Source organism: Peribacillus sedimenti, from assembly GCF_046237635.1.
Taxonomy (GTDB): Bacteria; Bacillota; Bacilli; order Bacillales; family DSM-1321; genus Peribacillus; species Peribacillus sedimenti.
In genome coordinates, this window is record NZ_CP143547.1 from 3,798,856 (window position 1) to 3,817,449 (window position 18,594).

General features: G+C 42.7%; 16 protein-coding genes. 1 reads left to right on the forward strand and 15 read right to left on the reverse strand.

Annotation, left to right across the window (positions count from 1 at the left end; translation table 11 throughout):
- Nucleotides 1–204: 204 nt before the first annotated feature.
- Nucleotides 205–2,277, reverse strand: a complete 2,073-nt coding sequence (locus tag V1500_RS18665) for a sigma 54-interacting transcriptional regulator (protein WP_409301571.1) — start codon at nucleotides 2,275–2,277, stop codon at nucleotides 205–207.
- 159 nt (nucleotides 2,278–2,436) lie between these two features.
- Between V1500_RS18665 and V1500_RS18670 the strand changes: the two genes are divergently transcribed.
- A complete protein-coding gene (locus V1500_RS18670; protein WP_409301573.1) occupies nucleotides 2,437–2,667 on the forward strand; it encodes a DUF2627 domain-containing protein in 231 nt (76 codons plus the stop codon).
- Nucleotides 2,668–2,729: 62 nt separating this feature from the next.
- On the opposite strand, the gene V1500_RS18675 is transcribed toward V1500_RS18670, so the two are convergent.
- The 14 genes from V1500_RS18675 to accC all read right to left on the reverse strand — a co-directional run bounded on the left by V1500_RS18675 (nucleotide 2,730) and on the right by accC (nucleotide 18,590).
- Nucleotides 2,730–3,458: a glycerophosphodiester phosphodiesterase gene (locus V1500_RS18675; protein ID WP_409301575.1), complete on the reverse strand. Its 729-nt coding sequence runs from the start codon at nucleotides 3,456–3,458 to the stop codon at nucleotides 2,730–2,732.
- 697 nt (nucleotides 3,459–4,155) lie between these two features.
- The gene (gene spo0A / locus V1500_RS18680; RefSeq protein WP_409301576.1) at nucleotides 4,156–4,950 is read right to left on the reverse strand and encodes a sporulation transcription factor Spo0A; all 795 of its coding nucleotides are present in this window, start codon (nucleotides 4,948–4,950) and stop codon (nucleotides 4,156–4,158) included.
- A 262-nt stretch (nucleotides 4,951–5,212) separates the two neighbouring features.
- Nucleotides 5,213–6,514, reverse strand: coding sequence for a SpoIVB peptidase (spoIVB, locus tag V1500_RS18685; protein WP_409301578.1), 1,302 nt, complete (start codon nucleotides 6,512–6,514; stop codon nucleotides 5,213–5,215).
- 120 nt (nucleotides 6,515–6,634) lie between these two features.
- On the reverse strand, nucleotides 6,635–8,353 hold the full coding sequence (gene recN / locus V1500_RS18690) for a DNA repair protein RecN (protein ID WP_409301580.1): 1,719 nt from the start codon (nucleotides 8,351–8,353) through the stop codon (nucleotides 6,635–6,637).
- Between the two features lie 21 nt (nucleotides 8,354–8,374).
- A complete protein-coding gene (gene ahrC / locus V1500_RS18695; protein WP_409301582.1) occupies nucleotides 8,375–8,824 on the reverse strand; it encodes a transcriptional regulator AhrC/ArgR in 450 nt (149 codons plus the stop codon).
- Nucleotides 8,825–9,061: 237 nt separating this feature from the next.
- Entirely contained in the window at nucleotides 9,062–9,922 is an 861-nt protein-coding gene (locus V1500_RS18700; RefSeq protein WP_409301584.1) for a TlyA family RNA methyltransferase, read from the reverse strand.
- Nucleotides 9,923–9,926: 4 nt separating this feature from the next.
- Nucleotides 9,927–11,819 (reverse strand): 1-deoxy-D-xylulose-5-phosphate synthase, encoded by a 1,893-nt coding sequence (dxs, locus tag V1500_RS18705; RefSeq protein ID WP_409301586.1) that lies wholly within the window; start codon nucleotides 11,817–11,819, stop codon nucleotides 9,927–9,929.
- A gap of 540 nt (nucleotides 11,820–12,359) precedes the next feature.
- Nucleotides 12,360–13,253: a polyprenyl synthetase family protein gene (locus V1500_RS18710; RefSeq protein WP_409301588.1), complete on the reverse strand. Its 894-nt coding sequence runs from the start codon at nucleotides 13,251–13,253 to the stop codon at nucleotides 12,360–12,362.
- Nucleotides 13,254–13,257: 4 nt separating this feature from the next.
- On the reverse strand, nucleotides 13,258–13,491 hold the full coding sequence (locus V1500_RS18715; RefSeq protein WP_409301590.1) for an exodeoxyribonuclease VII small subunit: 234 nt from the start codon (nucleotides 13,489–13,491) through the stop codon (nucleotides 13,258–13,260).
- Nucleotides 13,484–14,839 (reverse strand): exodeoxyribonuclease VII large subunit, encoded by a 1,356-nt coding sequence (gene xseA / locus V1500_RS18720; RefSeq protein ID WP_409301592.1) that lies wholly within the window; start codon nucleotides 14,837–14,839, stop codon nucleotides 13,484–13,486. The genes V1500_RS18715 and xseA overlap by 8 nt, the downstream gene beginning before the upstream one ends.
- A gap of 148 nt (nucleotides 14,840–14,987) precedes the next feature.
- Nucleotides 14,988–15,860, reverse strand: coding sequence for a bifunctional methylenetetrahydrofolate dehydrogenase/methenyltetrahydrofolate cyclohydrolase FolD (folD, locus tag V1500_RS18725; protein ID WP_409301594.1), 873 nt, complete (start codon nucleotides 15,858–15,860; stop codon nucleotides 14,988–14,990).
- Nucleotides 15,861–15,914: 54 nt separating this feature from the next.
- Nucleotides 15,915–16,307, reverse strand: a complete 393-nt coding sequence (nusB, locus tag V1500_RS18730) for a transcription antitermination factor NusB (RefSeq protein ID WP_409301596.1) — start codon at nucleotides 16,305–16,307, stop codon at nucleotides 15,915–15,917.
- A gap of 492 nt (nucleotides 16,308–16,799) precedes the next feature.
- The gene (locus tag V1500_RS18735; protein ID WP_409306044.1) at nucleotides 16,800–17,204 is read right to left on the reverse strand and encodes an Asp23/Gls24 family envelope stress response protein; all 405 of its coding nucleotides are present in this window, start codon (nucleotides 17,202–17,204) and stop codon (nucleotides 16,800–16,802) included.
- 33 nt (nucleotides 17,205–17,237) lie between these two features.
- Entirely contained in the window at nucleotides 17,238–18,590 is a 1,353-nt protein-coding gene (accC, locus tag V1500_RS18740) for an acetyl-CoA carboxylase biotin carboxylase subunit (RefSeq protein ID WP_409301598.1), read from the reverse strand.
- Nucleotides 18,591–18,594 lie beyond the last annotated feature (4 nt).

Here is an 18,594-nt window from a genome sequence, read left to right on the forward strand (position 1 = left end):
GATAATTCCCTATACTGCTGTATCTTATCACTCCTTGTTTTGGCCTATCCGCGACAATTGTTTGTGAACCAGGGTGTATTCGGTGCTAATAAGAAACCACAATATAATAATGCAAGTTTTGTGCCAAAATTTAATTTTTAAAACCCGTTACCTTTATATTCGATTCTCACTTAATCACCTGCATTTTTTTGCATACCATGCAATTTATTGCATGCTGAATTTTTCAAGGTGATGTTTCTCAATTTTATAATATAAATTCCGAATCGAGATTCCTAATTGTTTCGCAGCAGCAGTTTTGTTCCCCTGGCAGCTAATCAGGGAGTGTTTGATTGCCTCCATTTCGTAATGCTCAAGGATTTCGGAAAGTCTTTTTCCATCACGGACGTTTTCTTCAGACATTCCATAACTGGTTAGCTTATCATTAACTTTAAGAAATTCAGGCAGATGCTGGCCATCCATAACCGTCTCATTACTTTTCATAAAGATGATGGCTCTTCCCAAAATATTTTCGAGCTCCCTGACATTTCCTGGCCAATAATATTGTTTTAGCTTTTCAATCGCACTTTCCGTTATACCTTCAATGCTCCTGCCATATTCTTGATTGATTTTTTGAATCAGATGAACACAAAGCTGTCTGATATCTTCTTTTCTTTCCCTGAGAGGCGAAATATGTATAGGGATCCTGTTAATTCGGAAATAAAGATCCTCCCTAAATGTACCGGCCGCAATGGCCTTCTCTAAATTAAGATTCGTAGCCGCGATAACACGTACATTGATGGCGACCGGTTTTGTACCGCCTACTCGGACGATCTCGTTTTCCTGCAGCACCCGCAGCAATTTAGCCTGAATGTTCGGCGTGAGCTCCCCAATTTCATCAAGAAAGATACTCCCATTATTCGCTTCCTCAAATAACCCCCGCTTACCTCCTCGTCTAGCACCAGAAAAGGCTCCCTCCTCATAGCCAAATAACTCACTTTCCAAAAGGGACTCTGAAATAGCCGCGCAATTTACCCTGAGAAATTTATTGAACTTCCTTTCACTGGCATTATGTATAGCATGGGCAAAAAGTTCTTTTCCTGTCCCTGATTCCCCTCTCAGAAGTACAGTGGCCGGAGTCTTGGCGCTCAATCTTGCCTGATCAACAGCCAGTGCCATTTCAGCTGATTCTCCGATGATATCTTCGAACGAGTATTTTGCTTCCAGTGTCCTGATGATTTGCCTGGCTCGATCCAGCTCCTGGTTCAGCTTCTGGATTTCCGAAACATCATGGATAACACCTACACTTCCTTTAAGCCTGTTATCTACAATAATGGGGGCTACATTTACGATGACATCCTTCTTCATCGGGCCAAGACGCATATTGACACCCCTGACTGGCCTTCTGGTCTGCAGCACGCGCATATGCATGCTTTCTCCTTCATAAATGTCGGTATTGGCAGGCTTCCCTATAACCTCTTCCTTCTTCAGCCCTGTAATCCTTGTATAAGCAGGATTAATCAGGATTCCGCGGCCGTCCTCATCGACTACCGAAATGGCATCATCACTGGATTGGATAATTGCCTGAAGCATCGTTTGTATTTCTTTTAAGTCAGTAATTTCTTCTGCAAGTTTTACTACCTCTGTTATATCCTTAAATACCGCAAAAGCCCCAATCACTTCGTTATTTTCGTCAAGCAAGGGACTTCTTGTTGTAATGATTTTCAATCCATTTTTAAGTAGCTGTTCCCGATTAAGCTCCATCCTTTTTGTCTGGATGGTCCTTGGCAGCAGGCTCCCAGGAATGACATCCGTTATGTGTTTCCCTATTACTTCTTTGCGATCCGCTTCGGTCATTCGTTCTGCGCTCCGGTTAAACAGGATGATATATCCTTGTTTGTCTACTACCACCATTCCATCATTTGTCGCATTGAAAATGAGATCGTGTTTATGCTTTTCTTTTTGCAGCTTATCGATCAGCGCTTTTTTCTCATCAAAAAGTTTTGCGATGATAAATGCGACGCTTCCTGGAATTAGAAGCGCGCGCTCCGGTCTATTTGTTCTTATGTCTTCAAACACCGATGAATCATTCGTTGTTTCAATAACGATGTCAATATTGTTATGTAAATGACGTTTCCAATCATTCCCTGTTTTGATGCCCAATTTTCTGCTAAGCAGAATCCCCGGCGCCTTCTCATCTATGTCGATCATATAGTCAATCAAAAAGCTATCGCTTTCAAGCAAAATCTCCAGAATGGCTGTGCCCCCTTTGCCTGCTCCGACTATCATTACATTCTGCATAGGTATCCCTCCCGAGGCTTCATTTTATGTTGCGAGAAAGAATGTGCGCAATTTCTTGCATATGTACCATTATTGTATTAAATGCAGGACGGCTTGACAAATTCTCATTATGACTTATCATTTTTGTGTGTGATATTTTTATAAAGGGGAAACACATGTATGAAACGATTAATCGCATTTTTGATATTGTTTGTCCCCGGGGTATTGGCTGTTTATGGCATTAAAATTATGAGGGATATGCTATTTGGCATTTTACAGACTCCTTACCCTGCACTTTGGCTTCAATTCTTAAGTGGATTTGTTTTATGTGTCGGAGGAATTGGATTTATAAGCGGTTTTATTCTGCATCGGGATAGAAAGAAAAATAAAGTACAGAACAGGTTTAGATAACAGGATTTCCGACCTGACGCCAGTCTAAAGGTCCGCCTCTGTAAGCGGACCTTTTTTTGTATCTATCTAATCTGTCTGCGAAGCTTAACAGCCCGACCGGGGTAATCTGTGATCAAGGCACTGCAGTTTATCGAAAACAAGGCTTTCATTTTTTCTTTCATGTTAACTGTATAGGGCCTGACCTTTATCCCGGCATCAATTGCTGCTGTAATTACAGAAGCGGGGGCAACATTCATATTCGGGTGCATACCCCTCGCACCAATCGAGGCAGCATATATCCAAGGCATAAAAAGGGCATCTCTGTAAAGCGGGGCTGTTTCCATTTCAGGGTCAAGCCTATAGCAGTGGACAAGGCTGTAATGATTAAATGAGGACAAGATCATTCTTGTCTCTAGACCCCATTTGCGTATCTGCTGTATTAGCTTTTCCTCCATGCCTGTATATGGAATTGTATTACCTTTTAATTCGATGTTGCAGGCAAGCGTGTTTCCTGAAAGCCACTCAAACAGCTCATTTAGAGTCGGAATACATACAAAGCCGTACTTACTGCCAAATTTATATCCAGCATGAAATTTTTTCAGTTCTTTGTATGTGTAGTCTTTTACATTCCCATGTCCATTGGTTGTCCTGTCAAGAGTTTCATCATGGATAATGACAAGTTGTCCATCCTTGGTCATTTGTATATCACATTCGATGCCGTCAGCTCCTTCCTTTTCCGCCTGAACAAAAGCCACCATCGTATTTTCAGGATGTGTACCCGAAGCCCCTCTGTGAGCAAAGATCTTTGTCAAAATCGCCTTCCCCCTTTTATGAACAGGCAAATTCCCATTAACCGTTTTTGCTTAATGCACAGGCTGCCTGAGAAGCATAAGCCATTTTCTCTCCTTGTTGCCAGTCTCCGCAAGACCCTACGGTCTTTCTATTTGCCTGCCCAGTCTTGTCGTCTTTGGATTATGTTTTTTCAAAAGGCCAATTCGTCCTTTATGGTTCATGTCTGCGGTTCAATCCTAATCCGTATCCGGTAATAGCTAACCATTGTGTGTATAGATTCTTGCAGTGCTACCCGGGGCTCACTTAATGTTTATGATGCAAAACCAACCAATATACGAAATGGATAAAGCCTGCCAGGGGCTGACAGCCGCCCAGTTAATCAGCCGGCTCAAATAGATTACCTGAGGAGTACATGCTTATAAAAGGGTAAGAAGAAAAAGCCCATAAGGGGAAAACCAGCGGGTGTGCCAGGGAGGGACGCGATCTCGGTGAATAAAGGCGGCTCTAATTATTCTCTCATTTATGTTTATGCCAACCATCATTTCATGGCTAAATGCCATGCATGATTTTACATTTTTACATAACAAAGACGCCTGGGCAGATAGCCAGAGCGTCTTTACAAAAAGTCCAGTCTAAGGCATCAAGAAACTGTACAAAGAAAGGTATATGGTCACCAACGACAGTGATAAAAGGCAAATATAAAAAATTCTTACTCTATCAAGAAGCTTTGTGCTCGAGTCTTAATTTATCTGCGACCATTGCAATAAATTCGGAGTTTGTAGGCTTTGCCTTGGACATACTTACCGTATATCCGAATAAAGATGAAATAGATTCTATGTTGCCGCGGCTCCAGGCTACTTCGATGGCATGGCGAATGGCCCTTTCAACCCTGCTTGCGGTTGTATTGTACTTTTTAGCAATATCGGGATATAGAACTTTTGTAATAGAGCCAAGCAGTTCTATATCATTATAAACCATAGATATAGCTTCCCTTAAGTATAAATAACCTTTTATATGGGCTGGCACACCGATTTCATGGATGATGCTTGTAATGCTGGCGCTTAGGTTCTTCGGTTTCGACTCTGTCTGACTGCTGCGGTAGCTTACCTGAGATGACTTTTTGATAAGGTTATTGGTTTTTCCGCTTACCTGGCGGATATGATTTGCTAGATTTTCCATATCAAATGGTTTAAGGATGAAATATGATGCACCAAGGTCCACAGCTTTCTTGGTTACATCCTCCTGGCCGAATGCAGTGAGCATAATTACATTGGGTACCGGCCCTTGTTTGGTTTCACGGAGTCTTTCCAAAACTGCCAGACCGTCCAGATGAGGCATGATGATATCCAGAATTAGTATATCTGGCTCCACTGATTCAAGCATATTCAGGCAATCCTGCCCATTATGGGCCACGCCGATCACTTCCATATCTTCTTGAGACGATATATATTCATCCAGCAAGGATACAAGCTCTCTATTATCATCCACCACGCACACTTTTATCTTTTTCAATCTTGATTTCCTCCTCAACTACAATTGGTCGTAATTTCTATTTCTCTTACATCTATTGTAAATGAACTTTTCGACAATGGGAATGGAATTCCTGTCTATTTTCAAAAAATAATACAAAATCGGGAATATACTCTCGATATCTCCTGTTTTCGACGCAATTCGATATAATACTTCTTTTTTGTCGAATTTTATTATTATTTTTAATGTATCGCGAAAACTGGCATAAAAACACCCTGCCTTATGGCAGGGTGTAAAAAACAGCCTAGCTTGCTTTTGGATGATGATGCGCTTTTTCATATATATTGATTCCAGCTTCGTTTAACATCCATTCGATATGGACACCATACCCGCTCGTGGGATCATTAACGAATACATGTGTCACTGCGCCAATTAACTTTCCATTCTGGATAATGGGACTGCCGCTCATACCCTGTACAATTCCGCCAGTTTTCTCAAGAAGCTTTTTATCGGTTACCTTTAGGACCATTCCTTTTGTAGCAGGAAGCTTCTGAGGTATCGTACTGACGATTTCCACGTCAAACTCTTCTACATCAGTGCCGTCAACTACGGTCAGAATCTTGGCAGGACCCTCTTTTACCTGATGGGACAATGTAATGGGAAGCGGACGATCTATGACCCCATTATCTATTTTTTCATTTAACTTTCCAAATATGCCAAAAGGGCTGTTCCGTTTTATATCGCCGATTACCTTTCGGTTGGATGAGAAGCGAGCCAGTTTTTCACCTGGGTCTCCATTGCTGCCTTTTTCTATGGACGTCACCGTAGAACGGACAATCTGTCCATCTTTTACAACAATGGGCTGTTTTGTATCCATATCAGAAATGACATGTCCAAGCGCACCGTATTTTTTGGTACCCGGGTGGTAAAATGTCATTGTACCGATACCCGCCGCTGAATCTCGAATATACAAGCCAAGCTTGTAGTTCCCTTCGTCCCTGTCTTTCAAGGGTGTCAGGGTGGTTCGGATCAATTGTTTTTTCCGGTTTATTACAAGCTTAAGGGGCTCTCCGTTGTTTCCTGCAGCTTGGACAAGCGGGCCCACATCTGACATCTTCTTTATGGTAACCCCGTTAATCTCTGTGATAATATCGCCTACACGCACATGCGCCGATTCTCCTGGTGATTTCTTGCCTTGCTGCGTATCGACCAGATGGTGGCCTACCACTAAAACTCCCAGTGTGTTTAATTTCACTCCAATGGACTGGCCGCCTGGTATCACCTTAAAGTCCTTAAGCACTTCAACGTCAACTTTTTTTATCGGGAAGCCTGCAAAATCCAGCAATAGTTCATGGGTACCAGGCTTCTCTGCTGAAAGCGTGAGCATGGTACCCAATTCGCTGACAGACGCTCCTGCGCCGGGTGTTGACATCTCTGCTGTTACAGGCAAGGAATGGGGAAGGTTATATTGTTCGCCTTCAAATAGCACGATTTTTCTAGGCATTGAGATAAATTCACGAAGTGGCTGGTATAACCCTAAAGCTAATAGCAAAACAAGGAGAATTCCACCGGTTACTCTGTTGATCCATAACTTCAATCCATTCACTCTCCTCGTTTCCTTCTTAGGTTACAGTTATAATTTAGCCTTCGCGACAATCATTTATAACTTTGGTTCAAAATAAAAGCTATCCGTATTTGGATAGCTTTACATAGCAGGACAGATAGACTATCTGCCTGATTTAACCTTCTTCAATTTTTTTGCCTGCTGCAGCAGTTCTTTTGCGTGCTTTTTGGTAAGATCGGTAATCTCAACGCCTGAAATCATCCGTCCGATTTCTTTAACCTTATTGGTCTGGTCAAGCGGCTCTACTGACGTTCTCGTTCGGCCGCCCTCTATCTCCTTTGCAATAAATAAATGAGTATCCGCCATTGCCGCAACCTGTGGAAGATGAGAAATGCAAAGTACCTGGGAGTCTACCGCTACCTTGTAAATTTTTTCTGCAATAGATTGCGCAACTCTCCCGCTTACCCCGGTATCGACTTCGTCGAAAATGATGGAGGTAATACCTTGATGCTTGGAAAAGATGCTTTTTAACGCTAGCATGATCCGTGACAGTTCCCCTCCTGAAGCAATTTTGGAAAGGGGCTTCAGAGGTTCACCGGGGTTGGTCGAGATGTAGAATTCAATCACATCCAGGCCTGTGCGCTGGATATCGGCTTCTGCAAGATCATCAAATGCCGATGTAAGGAAGCGAACCTCAAAAACGGTCTTCTCCATATATAACTCTTTAAGTTCCTGATGAATCTGATCGGTCAGCCGGTCAGCAAATTTTCTTCTCAGCTCAGAAAGATTCTTTGCTTCCAGCATTAAATCTTCCTTTATCTCGCTAATTTCCTTATCCAGCTTTGCGATATGGGTTTCTCTATTTAAAAGTGTTTCGATTTCTTCCTCGATTTGTGCCCCATATTCCACTATTTCATCGATCGTTTTCCCATATTTTCGTTTTAATTGATTGATTTCATTCAGTCTGCCCTCAATAAAATCCAGGCGTACCGGATCATACTCAAGGGAATCGAGTTCCGTTCTAATGGATGCTATGACATCTTCCAGGAGATAATAGCTATTGGAGACTGTTTCAGACACCGATTTCAGGTTTTCATCAATCCCTGCAGCAGTATCCAGATTATTCATCGCCACTGAAAGCCAGTCCATTCCGTGCTGTTCTCCCCTTAATGCTTCATAAGCAGCCTGCAGGGAATCATAAATTTTTTCGAAATTATTAATGCGCTTCCTCTCTTCAGTCAACTCTTCATCCTCTTTGAGCTTGAGATCGGCCTTCTGAATCTCCTCATGCTGAAACTGTAGCAAATCAAGGCGATGAACCATTTGCTGCTCATTCTGACTTAGTTTTTTTAGCTGTTTAACCGCTGTATCATAACGCTTATACAGATTTTGATATTCAAGCAGGGCAGATGAAACTGTTTCTCCACCGAATTGGTCCAGCAGCTGGAGATGGAGCCTCTCGTCCATCAATTCCTGATGCTCATGCTGGCCATGAATATCTATCAGTGTCCTTCCAATTTCCCTAAGAACAGAAATCGTAACAAGCTTTCCATTGACCCTGCATACGCTCTTGCCGCTGCTCGCCATATCCCGTCTGAGGACAATCATATTGTCACTGATCTCAATCCCAAATTCTTCAGCTTTGGAAACGACAGGATGTGAGTCATCATCAAGCTGAAAGAGTCCTTCTATTTCAGCCTTTGCTTCCCCATGCCTTACAAACTCGGCCGAGCCTCTTCCACCAACAAGAAGATGGATCGCGTCAATAATGATGGATTTACCTGCTCCAGTTTCCCCGGTTAATACAGTTAAGCCCTTATCAAAAGAAATCGAAAGGGCTTCAATAATTGCAAAGTTCTTTATAGATAATTCAGTTAACAAGCTCGACTCACCTCTCCCAGTTTAGAGCATGTCCAAAAATTTATTTGATATCTTCTTTGCGTCCTCGGGAGTACGGCAGATAATGAGACATGTGTCATCACCGCATATAGTTCCCAATATTTCCTCCCAGTCCAGATTATCGATTAATGCCCCTATAGCCTGGGCATTACCAGGAAGCGTCTTCATCACCAGTAAGTTTGATGCAGAATCAATCCGGACAAATGCGTCGATCAGCATCCGCTTTAATTTCTGAAGAGGATTGAAGCGTTGATCTGCAGGAAGGCTGTACTTATATCGGCCATCCATCAATGGCACCTTCACAAGATGCAATTCTTTTATATCACGTGAAACAGTTGCCTGAGTGACATTAAAACCGGCACTTTTTAGTTCATCTACTAGGTCATCCTGTGTTTCTATATCATTGTTAGCGATAATTTCCCTGATTTTTATATGCCGCTGTCCTTTATTCATTTTACCAAAAGCACCTCACGAAAAAAATTATGGCTACGTCCATAATAGGTTATAAACTCATGTTATCTAATTTATGGATAATTGTACATTGATTTCTCCATATTTCTTATCTATACTACATATTTCGCCCTTTTCAGTAAATTATCCTTTTTTCACTCCTGTTATCCCCCGATGGTCAAATAAAAGAAATCGGAAAATGATCCTTGAACATAATGGCACAAGAAACTCCGGCAACAGTCAGTCACCGGAGTTTTTATCTGTTTCCTCTTGCTTATTATTTTTCAACTCGAGATGTGCTTGTTCAACAATGGATTCGATACTTCGGGAAAGAAGCATTTCTCCCGGTTGTCCAGTTCCGCTCCAATATAAATGCAGCAGGAATTCAATATTTCCGTCACCGCCTGTAATAGGCGAGAAGGATGCATTCTTGATGTCATATCCTTCGTTCATTGCGAATTGAATGATTTTATCCATGACTTGGATATGCACTTTTTGATCACGTACAATCCCTTTTTTTCCGACCTGATCTCTTCCTGCTTCAAACTGCGGTTTGACCAGCGCTACTATGTCACTGTTTGGAACAAGCAGCGTTTTCAGTACAGGTAATATTAACGCAAGTGAAATAAAGGATACATCAATGCTTGCAAAGTTCGGCATTTCTCCATCAAGGTCAGAAGGAGTCACGTAACGGAAATTAGTCCTTTCCATTACCCTGACGCGTTCATCCTGCCTAAGTTTCCAGGCTAGCTGGTTGTAGCCTACATCAAGTGCATAAGACATTTTTGCACCGTTTTGTAATGCACAATCTGTAAAACCTCCGGTGGAAGCTCCTATGTCCAAAAGCACCTTATCCTGAACGGATATGTCAAATGTTTTTAAAGCCTTTTCAAGCTTAAGGCCCCCTCGGGAAACATAAGGCATGACCTTGCCTTTTATAGTAAGGTTCAGGTCCACCGGAACTTTTTCTCCTGGCTTATCCAGCCTTTCCTCGTTTCCATATACGAGACCTGCCATGATTGCCCGCTTTGCTTTCTCTCTTGTTTCGGCCAGGCCTTTTTCTACAAGTAAAACGTCAAGCCGTTCTTTTTTCACTTTCATGCTGTCATGCCCTTTTTTGCTTTTTTGGTGTGATTTTTATAATTTTTGTTACCGCATTTTCCACTGTTAGTCCGATATCCTGAAGCAGCTTATCCACACTTCCATGTTCGATAAATTCATCGGGGATCCCGATACGGTCGATCGTTGCACCGTCATACCCCTGTTCATGGGCAAACTCAATAACTGCACTGCCAAACCCTCCCTGAAGGACGGCCTCTTCGATTGTCAACACTGGCAGTTTTTCCTGGAAAATGTCATGTAGCATCGATTCATCCAGCGGTTTTATAAACCGGGCATTGACCACACGGACTGAATATCCTTGTTTTTCCAAAGTTTCCGCTGCCTTCAGCGCCATTGGAATTGTTGTTCCGAAAGTAAGAATTGCTGCATCCGTACCTTCTTTAAGTACCTCCCAGCTGCCTATAGGAATTTCCTTAAGCTCGGCATCCAAAGGAACCCCTATACCGTTCCCCCTGGGGAATCTCATTGCAATCGGTCCGGCATTGTAACGGATTGCGGTATTCACCATATGCTGCCCTTCATTCTCATCTTTCGGCATCATTAACACCATATTCGGCATTGGCCTTAGGAATGTTATGTCAAAAACACCCTGATGGGTCTCTCCATCCGCACCAACGAGTCCGGCACGGTCAATGCCGATGAATACGTTTAGATTCATGCGGGCAATATCATGAAGTACCTGGTCGTAGGCCCGCTGCAGGAATGTCGAGTAGATTGCCAAAAACGGCTTCATACCTTGGGTAGCAAGGCCTGCTGCAACCGTCGTGGCGTGCTGTTCAGCAATCCCCACATCGAACATTCTATCCGGAAACTCGCTTGCAAATCCCTCCAGCTTAGATCCGACAGGCATAGCAGGGGTGATCGCTACAATGCGGTCATCTTCCCTTGCAAGTCTCCGTACCGTCTCACTTACGAGCTTGCTCCAGGCAGGCGGCTGGTTTACCGGTTTTACAAAAGCCCCTGTTTCAATTTTATATGGTCCCGTACCATGCCATGTCCCGACTTTATCAGACTCAGCGGGGTTATAGCCTTTCCCCTTTTTGGTGATGACATGCAATAATATTGGACCCTTTGTCTTCTTCGCATAACGAATATTTTCAATCAGATCTTCGTAATTGTGGCCATCTACAGGTCCCAGATACGTAAAACCTAATTCTTCAAAGAAAATACCGGAAACGAGAAGGTACTTTAAGCTGTCTTTCACCCGTTCTGCTGTAGCCGCCAGTGCCCCGCCTACGGCAGGGACTTTTTTCAGCAGCCCTTCAAGTTCATCCTTGACCCAATTATATTTTCCTGCTGTACGAAGCCTTCCAAGGACATTGTGCAATGCACCTACATTTGGTGCTATGGACATTTCATTATCATTAAGCACCACTATGATATCTTTCTTTTCGTGTCCAATATGATTCAAGGCTTCCAAGGCCATGCCGCCTGTAAGAGCCCCGTCCCCAATAACCGGAAGGATATAGCTTTTTTCCTTTTTTAAATCGCGGGCAATAGCCATTCCCATTGCCGCTGAAAGCGATGTAGAGCTGTGGCCCGTCTCCCATACATCATGCTCACTCTCTGAACGTTTCGGGAAACCGCATAGCCCCTTGTATGTCCTTAAACTGTCGAACTGTCCTGCCCGACCGGTAAGTATTTTATGAACATACGACTGATGCCCGACATCCCATAGGATTTTATCCTCCGGGCTGTTAAATTCCTTATGCAGTGCAATGGTCAACTCCACAACCCCCAGATTGGGGCCAATATGACCTCCTGTAACCGCAAGCTTTTCAATTAAAAAATTGCGGATCTCCTGGCTGAGTTTTTCCAGTTCTTCATTGCCCATCCTTTTAAGAAAGGATGGATCCTTTATTTTTAGAAGATCCAAACAGGATCACTCGCTTTCATTAATATTGTACCTGACAACTGTTTCCCTATTTAAAAACAGCCGCCGGCACCTAGGCGATAACGGCGGCTTGTGAAAAGCTGTGTTTGGAAACATTGTCAGGCATATGTAGACATGTTCCCTGCACGCTAAATCGAATAAGTAAAGTATTTTACTTGTTGTGGATTGTCAATTTTACCTTGTTTTTAAAAAATGCATTTATACACCAACATATTATTGAATGTCCTGCTCCAGCGCCTGGCCGCTTGCCGTTACACTTCCTTCACGAGCAGGTTGCAAAGGAAGTTGACTTATTGTCTTATACAGGCCCTGGCAGAACAGAAAGCTTCATCATTTCTTCGTTGTCTGCAAGGATAAAAATTCACCATGAGTATAACATACTAAGGGTTTTATAACAAATTTTCACGATATACGGTAAATTTCACCCATTTTTTCATTGAGAAGGGAAGATGCAGAAGAAGAATTCCTTGAATGGAGTCTTGCCTCGGTTTTTATTAATATTCAAACTGCTTGCTTATCCATTCAATGATCTCGTACCGCAATCAGATCGGTGATTTCCTTCAACAGTCCAGTATTGATTTCCAATTGATCCAGCTGCTGATGTGCGCCTTGTATATGCTCCATAAGCTTAAGCTTGGCTCCTTCCAGTGTCAGCAAGGAAGGGTAGGTGCTTTTGTTATTTCCAGTATCACTGCCGACCGGCTTACCGATCAGCTCTTCGGTACCTTCAATATCAAGGATGTCATCCCTAATTTGGAAAGCCAGCCCTAAATGGTACGAGAACTCGTTCAGACGGCTTTTCTGCCGCTCACATGCCCCCGACAATATCGCTCCTGACAATACACTGGCACTCAGCAATTTCCCAGTCTTATGTTCATGTACGTACTCCAATTCCGATAGGGTAAGCTGTTTATCTTCCCCTTCCAGGTCAGCCACCTGGCCTCCAACCATCCCCTCTGCCCCGGACGCTTTGGCTAGTTCAGCAATTATCTCAAGCTTCATTTCCGGAGAAACACGCAGGTCATTGATCTGGGCTATAATTTGAAAGCTATAGGTTAATAAGGCATCTCCGGCAAGTATGGCGTTCGCCTCACCGAATATCTTATGGTTGGTCGGTTTTCCTCGTCTTAAATCATCATCATCCATACTCGGAAGGTCATCATGGATTAAAGAATAGGTGTGGATCATCTCTATCGCGACCGCTGCGGGAATGCCTATTCCAGGCTCTTTTCCAAAGCACTTGAGCACGGCTAGGAGAAGCAACGGCCGGATTCTTTTTCCTCCGGCGCTCAGGGAATAAGCCATTGCATTTTTTAAGACTGCAGGAGCTTGAAGATTTTTCACAAACTTAATGAGCTCTTCCTCCAGTATTGCTTTTTGTTGTCGCGAAAATGATGTAAATGCTGCGTTGGCCAACTTGTTATTCCTCCTCTTGAACCGTAAACCCGTCCAATTCCCCATCTTCCCGCAATATTTGGGTTAGCTGTTCTTCCACGGACTTTAATTTTTGATGGCAAAGCCTGGATAAATCCATTCCCTGTTTATATATCGAAATGGCTTCTTCAAGAGGTACATCCCCCTCCTCAAGCTTGTCTACTATACGTTCCAATTTTTCCATAGCTTCCTCAAATGTCATTTCTTGCTCTTTAGTCATTGCTTTTTCTCTCCTTTATATCTCGGACTTCGCAGTGAAGATTGCCATCCTTTACCTGAACGACGATATTTTCGCCTATAGACACTTGCTCCGTACTTTTAATCAGCTGCTCCTGGTCAGTAAAAACAAGCCCATATCCCCGCTCCATGATTTTAAGAGGACTGAGTGCTGACAGGGTAGAAGTCATTTGCACAAAATTCCTCGTATTTGTTCGCAGATTATTCTCCATTAAGCGGTTAAGCGTTTTTTTATGCCTTTCAAGAGATTCCTTTACTCTCTCAATATTTTCATGCGGATGCTGTTTTTTTAGAGCAGCCGTCAAGGTTTGAATACTATCATTTTTTTTCAGGAAATAGCGGCGGCTTTCTCGTTTAAGCCTCTCCATCCCCTTATCAAGCTGCTCTAGTTTTTGCTCATACATCTTCCGCGGATAACGAAAGGCATACGATTTCTCCAGCCTGCCAAGCTTCGTGCTTTCAATATTTACAATCTCCTGCATGGACCTGGTCAACAGGTTTTTTCGATTCATTATTCTTTCGAGAATCTCATTCATGTGCGGTACTGCAAGCTCTGCCGCCCCGGTAGGTGTTGGCGCCCTTAAATCAGCTACAAAATCAGCGATTGTAAAGTCCGTTTCGTGTCCTACTGCGGAAATGATCGGTATCGCTGAATCAAAAATCGTTTCTGCTACTATTTCTTCATTAAATGCCCATAATTCTTCAATAGAGCCTCCCCCGCGCCCGGCTATCAAGACATCCGCTTCTTTTCGTTCATTGGCTATGGAAATTGCTCTGGCAATAGATTTCGCCGCATTATTCCCCTGGACCAATGCCGGATAGATTATGATATTTACTACCGGATAGCGCCTTTTGACCGTTATTAAGATATCCCGCAGTGCCGCTCCAGTCGGGGATGTAATAATGCCGACAGTTTTCGGGTAAACAGGCAAAGGTTTTTTATGGCGCGGCGAAAACAATCCTTTTTGTTCCAGTTTTTTCTTAAGCTGCTCATAGGCCAAATATAAATCCCCCACTCCATCTGGGGACATCGCCTTCACATATATCTGATACTGGCCGCTTTGCTCATAGACGGTTATATCGCCCCTGAGAAGCACCTTCATGCCGTTTTCGGGCTTGAATTTAAGCGATGCACTATTGGCGGAAAACATGACTGCAAGCAAGCGGGCCTTCTCATCCTTCAGCGTGAAATACATATGCCCGCTGGAATGTTGTTTAAAATTTGAAATTTCACCCCGTACATACATGTTTTGAAGATGGGGGTCTGCATCAAATTTTCTCCTGATATATTTTGTAAGAGCACTGACACTTAAATAGTTGTCCTGATCCATTCAATATTTCTCCTTAAAACGATATATCGTTGGTGTTAGCGCCTATCTTGTATAAGTAAGTTTATAGAATTAAAGAAGTTAAAAAAGCTGTCACTTGTCATTATAAACAAGTGTACAGCTTCTTTTAAGTATTTACGCATATTTTGTATCAATTTAATGCTTCCAGTGCAATTTGCCGTCTTCTCCCTGCTGCTTTTACTGTATTCTTAATAAGCATAGTAATAGTCATAGGACCGACTCCTCCTGGCACAGGAGTTATGTATGAAGCAATTGCCTTTACCTGATCATAGTCAACGTCCCCGCAAAGCTTGCCCTCATCGTTTCTGTTCATCCCAACATCAATCACGACCGCACCTTGTTTTACATGGCCGGCTGTAATCGTATTCCTTTTCCCGACGGCAGCTACTAAAATATCGGCCTGCTTTGTATGTAATGCTAAATCATCTGTCTTGGAATGACAATAGGTTACTGTTGCATTTTCATTAAGTAAGAGCTGTCCGGCAGGCTTGCCGACTATATTGCTTCTTCCTACGACAACAGCATGCTTTCCTTCCAGGTCAATTCCAATATATTTAAGCATTTCCACAACTCCATATGGCGTACATGGAAGAAAAGCATCCTGCCCAGTCATCATTCTTCCAATATTAATCGGATGAAATCCATCTACATCCTTTTCCGGGGATATCGCTTCAATGATATCCTTTTCGTTGACATGTTTTGGAAGGGGCAATTGTACAAGTATACCGTGGATACTCTCATCATTATTAAGTTCGTTGATTTTATCAATTAGATCGGATTGTGAAACAGAATCGGCAAGTTGGATTAAAACTGAATGCATCCCCAAATCCTTACATGCCTTCTGCTTGTTTGCCACATATGTCTTGGAGGCTTGATTGTCTCCAACAAGGATCACTGCCAGTCCGGGAACGATGTTTTCTGCAAGAAGCATCTTCACCTCTTGTTCAATTTTCTTCCTTATTGCTTGTGAAATTTCTTTACCATCAATTATTTTAGCTGTCATGTGGCACATCCTCCTTAAATTGAATGGCGAAAAAGAAACTGCGGCAACTATTTATTATGATATGATATCATCTTTGACCTTTGATAAAACAGCATTAACGAATCGGCTCGACTGGTCATCACCGAATTTCTTGGCTATTTCAATGGACTCATCCAGTGCGACACTTACCGGAACATCATCGCTGTATAGCATTTCGTACACAGCAATCCTCAACAGATTTCGATCAATATGAGCAAGGCGCTCGAGCTTCCACTTTTCAAGATTACCCCGCAAAAGCGAATCAATCTCTTCTTTATGTTCTATCGTTCCATTAATTAAGGTTTCCAGATATTCGCTCGATTCTTTTCCATTTAGTACGCTTTCAAGCGCATCCGGGACTTCTGCTTTACCAATTTCGATCTGATAAAGTGCCTGCAGAGCTTTTTCACGGGCTGTTCTTCTTTTCATTAATTTAACTCCTTTACATCGTCTATTATATATGAAATATCGAATAAAAACGAACAATAAATATATAAACCAATAATAATATTAGGATTTTGTTAGACGAGCTATATTATGATCGCGAAATTCCATATATGAATCTTAAGTCGCATACGTTACACTCTAACAGAAAAAACTGCTGTTGAGAAACTTTTTTTATATCTATAGCCTTTACACTTTTAATGTAGTTCATAACATTGACGGTGTTCTTTTAATAGGCACTCTATAGGACAGCCGCAACCGTATTCAGGCAAAAACCGAATCGAATGGTTGTTTCCCTTGAATTTTGAAACTCAGGTAATAGCTGCTCCATAGTATGTCAGGGCATAATTAATTTATTAAAATGGTTTTCTCTGCTTGAATCTGTCACTAACTTTCACAGAAAATTATTTCTGTATTCTTAAAGGAACCCTATGAATGACAAAACCCGGCCAGCAGCCGGGATTTTGTCATTCAACCTTACATTTCGTGTTCGATTTCCAACTCTTGCTTTGCATTCTCAAATTGAATCCCAACCACATGGACATTGACCTGGTCAGCCTCAAGAGCTGTCATGTTAAGAAGCGCCTCACGTATATTGTCCTGAACCTCTTGTGCTACCTTTGGAATTGAAACCCCGAATTTCATGACGCAATATAAATCAACTTTAATTCCCTCGCCGGATAGGTCAACCTTGACTCCCTTGCCATGATTCTTCTTGCCAAGCCGCTCAACAACACCTGAGGCGAAACCGCCACGCATATACGCAACACCCTCTACCTCTCCCGCTGCAATTCCAGCAATGACCTCAATCACTTCCGGGGCTATTTCAACTTTCCCAAGTCCATTATAGCTTTCATTCATTTCAAGCATCTGTGTTTCCATTTCACTCATACATAACACCTCCTGTTCTTAACATTATGAATCCATCACATCGTATAATTCAAGGAATTTTGTATTAAATTCCCCGGACACAAACTGTTCATGCTGCATTAGCTTCAAATGGAAAGGAATCGTTGTATGAATTCCCTCAATGACAAATTCACTTAATGCACGTTTCATTTTTTCAATGGCTTCTTCGCGGGTATCGCCATAAACAATCAATTTAGCAATCATGGAATCATAATAAGGCGGAATAGAGTATCCCGGATAAGCTGCCGAATCCACTCTGACTCCAAAGCCTCCCGGCGGCAGGTACATCTTTATATTTCCTGCAGACGGCATAAAGTTCTTTTCGGGATTTTCCGCGTTGATTCTGCATTCAATTGCCCAGCCATTGAAAGTGACATCTTCCTGCTTCAAGCTTAATTTCCTGCCTGAAGCCACATGAATCATTTCCTTGATCAAGTCTACACCCGTCACCATTTCCGTAACAGGGTGCTCCACCTGGATACGGGTATTCATTTCCATGAAATAAAACTTCCGATTATTATAATCATAGATAAACTCAACTGTACCTGCTCCTGAGTAGTCTACGGCAAGGGCAGCCTTTACGGCAGCTTCACCCATTTCAGCGCGAAGCTCGCTGTCCAGTGCAGGAGATGGAGTCTCTTCAACCAATTTCTGAAGCCTGCGCTGGATGGAGCAATCCCTCTCACCCAGATGGATGGCATTTCCATAAGAATCCGCCATTACCTGGATTTCTACATGCCTGAAGTCTTCAATATATTTTTCAATATAGACACCAGGATTGCCAAATGCTGTCGCGGCCTCCTGCTGGGTAATACGGATTCCGTTTACAAGGTCTTCCTCTGTCCTTGCAACACGAATACCTTTTCCGCCTCCCCCTGCAGTTGCTTTAATAATCACCGGATAGCCAATCTCTTGGGCTATTTGTTTTGCGTCATCCGTATCTTTGATGATTCCCTGTGAACCAGGAACGATAGGAACGCCCGCTGCTTTCATTGTCTCCCTTGCAACATCCTTCGTACCCATTTTAGATATAGCTTCAGGGGAAGGCCCTATAAAGATAATGCTGCACTCACGGCAAAGCTCGGCAAAGTCCGCATTCTCAGCAAGAAAACCGTATCCAGGATGAATGGCATCTGTCCCTGTAAGCTTGGCTGCACTGATAATATTCGCAAAGTTTAAATAGCTGTCCTTTGAAGAAGTCGGCCCTATGCAATAGGCTTCATCAGCCAGCTGGACGTGGAGAGCCTCCCTATCAGCTTCCGAGAAAACAGCCACAGTTTCAATCCCCAATTCCTTGCATGCACGTATGATCCTGACAGCTATTTCTCCTCTGTTTGCAATCAATATTTTCTTAATCATTTAT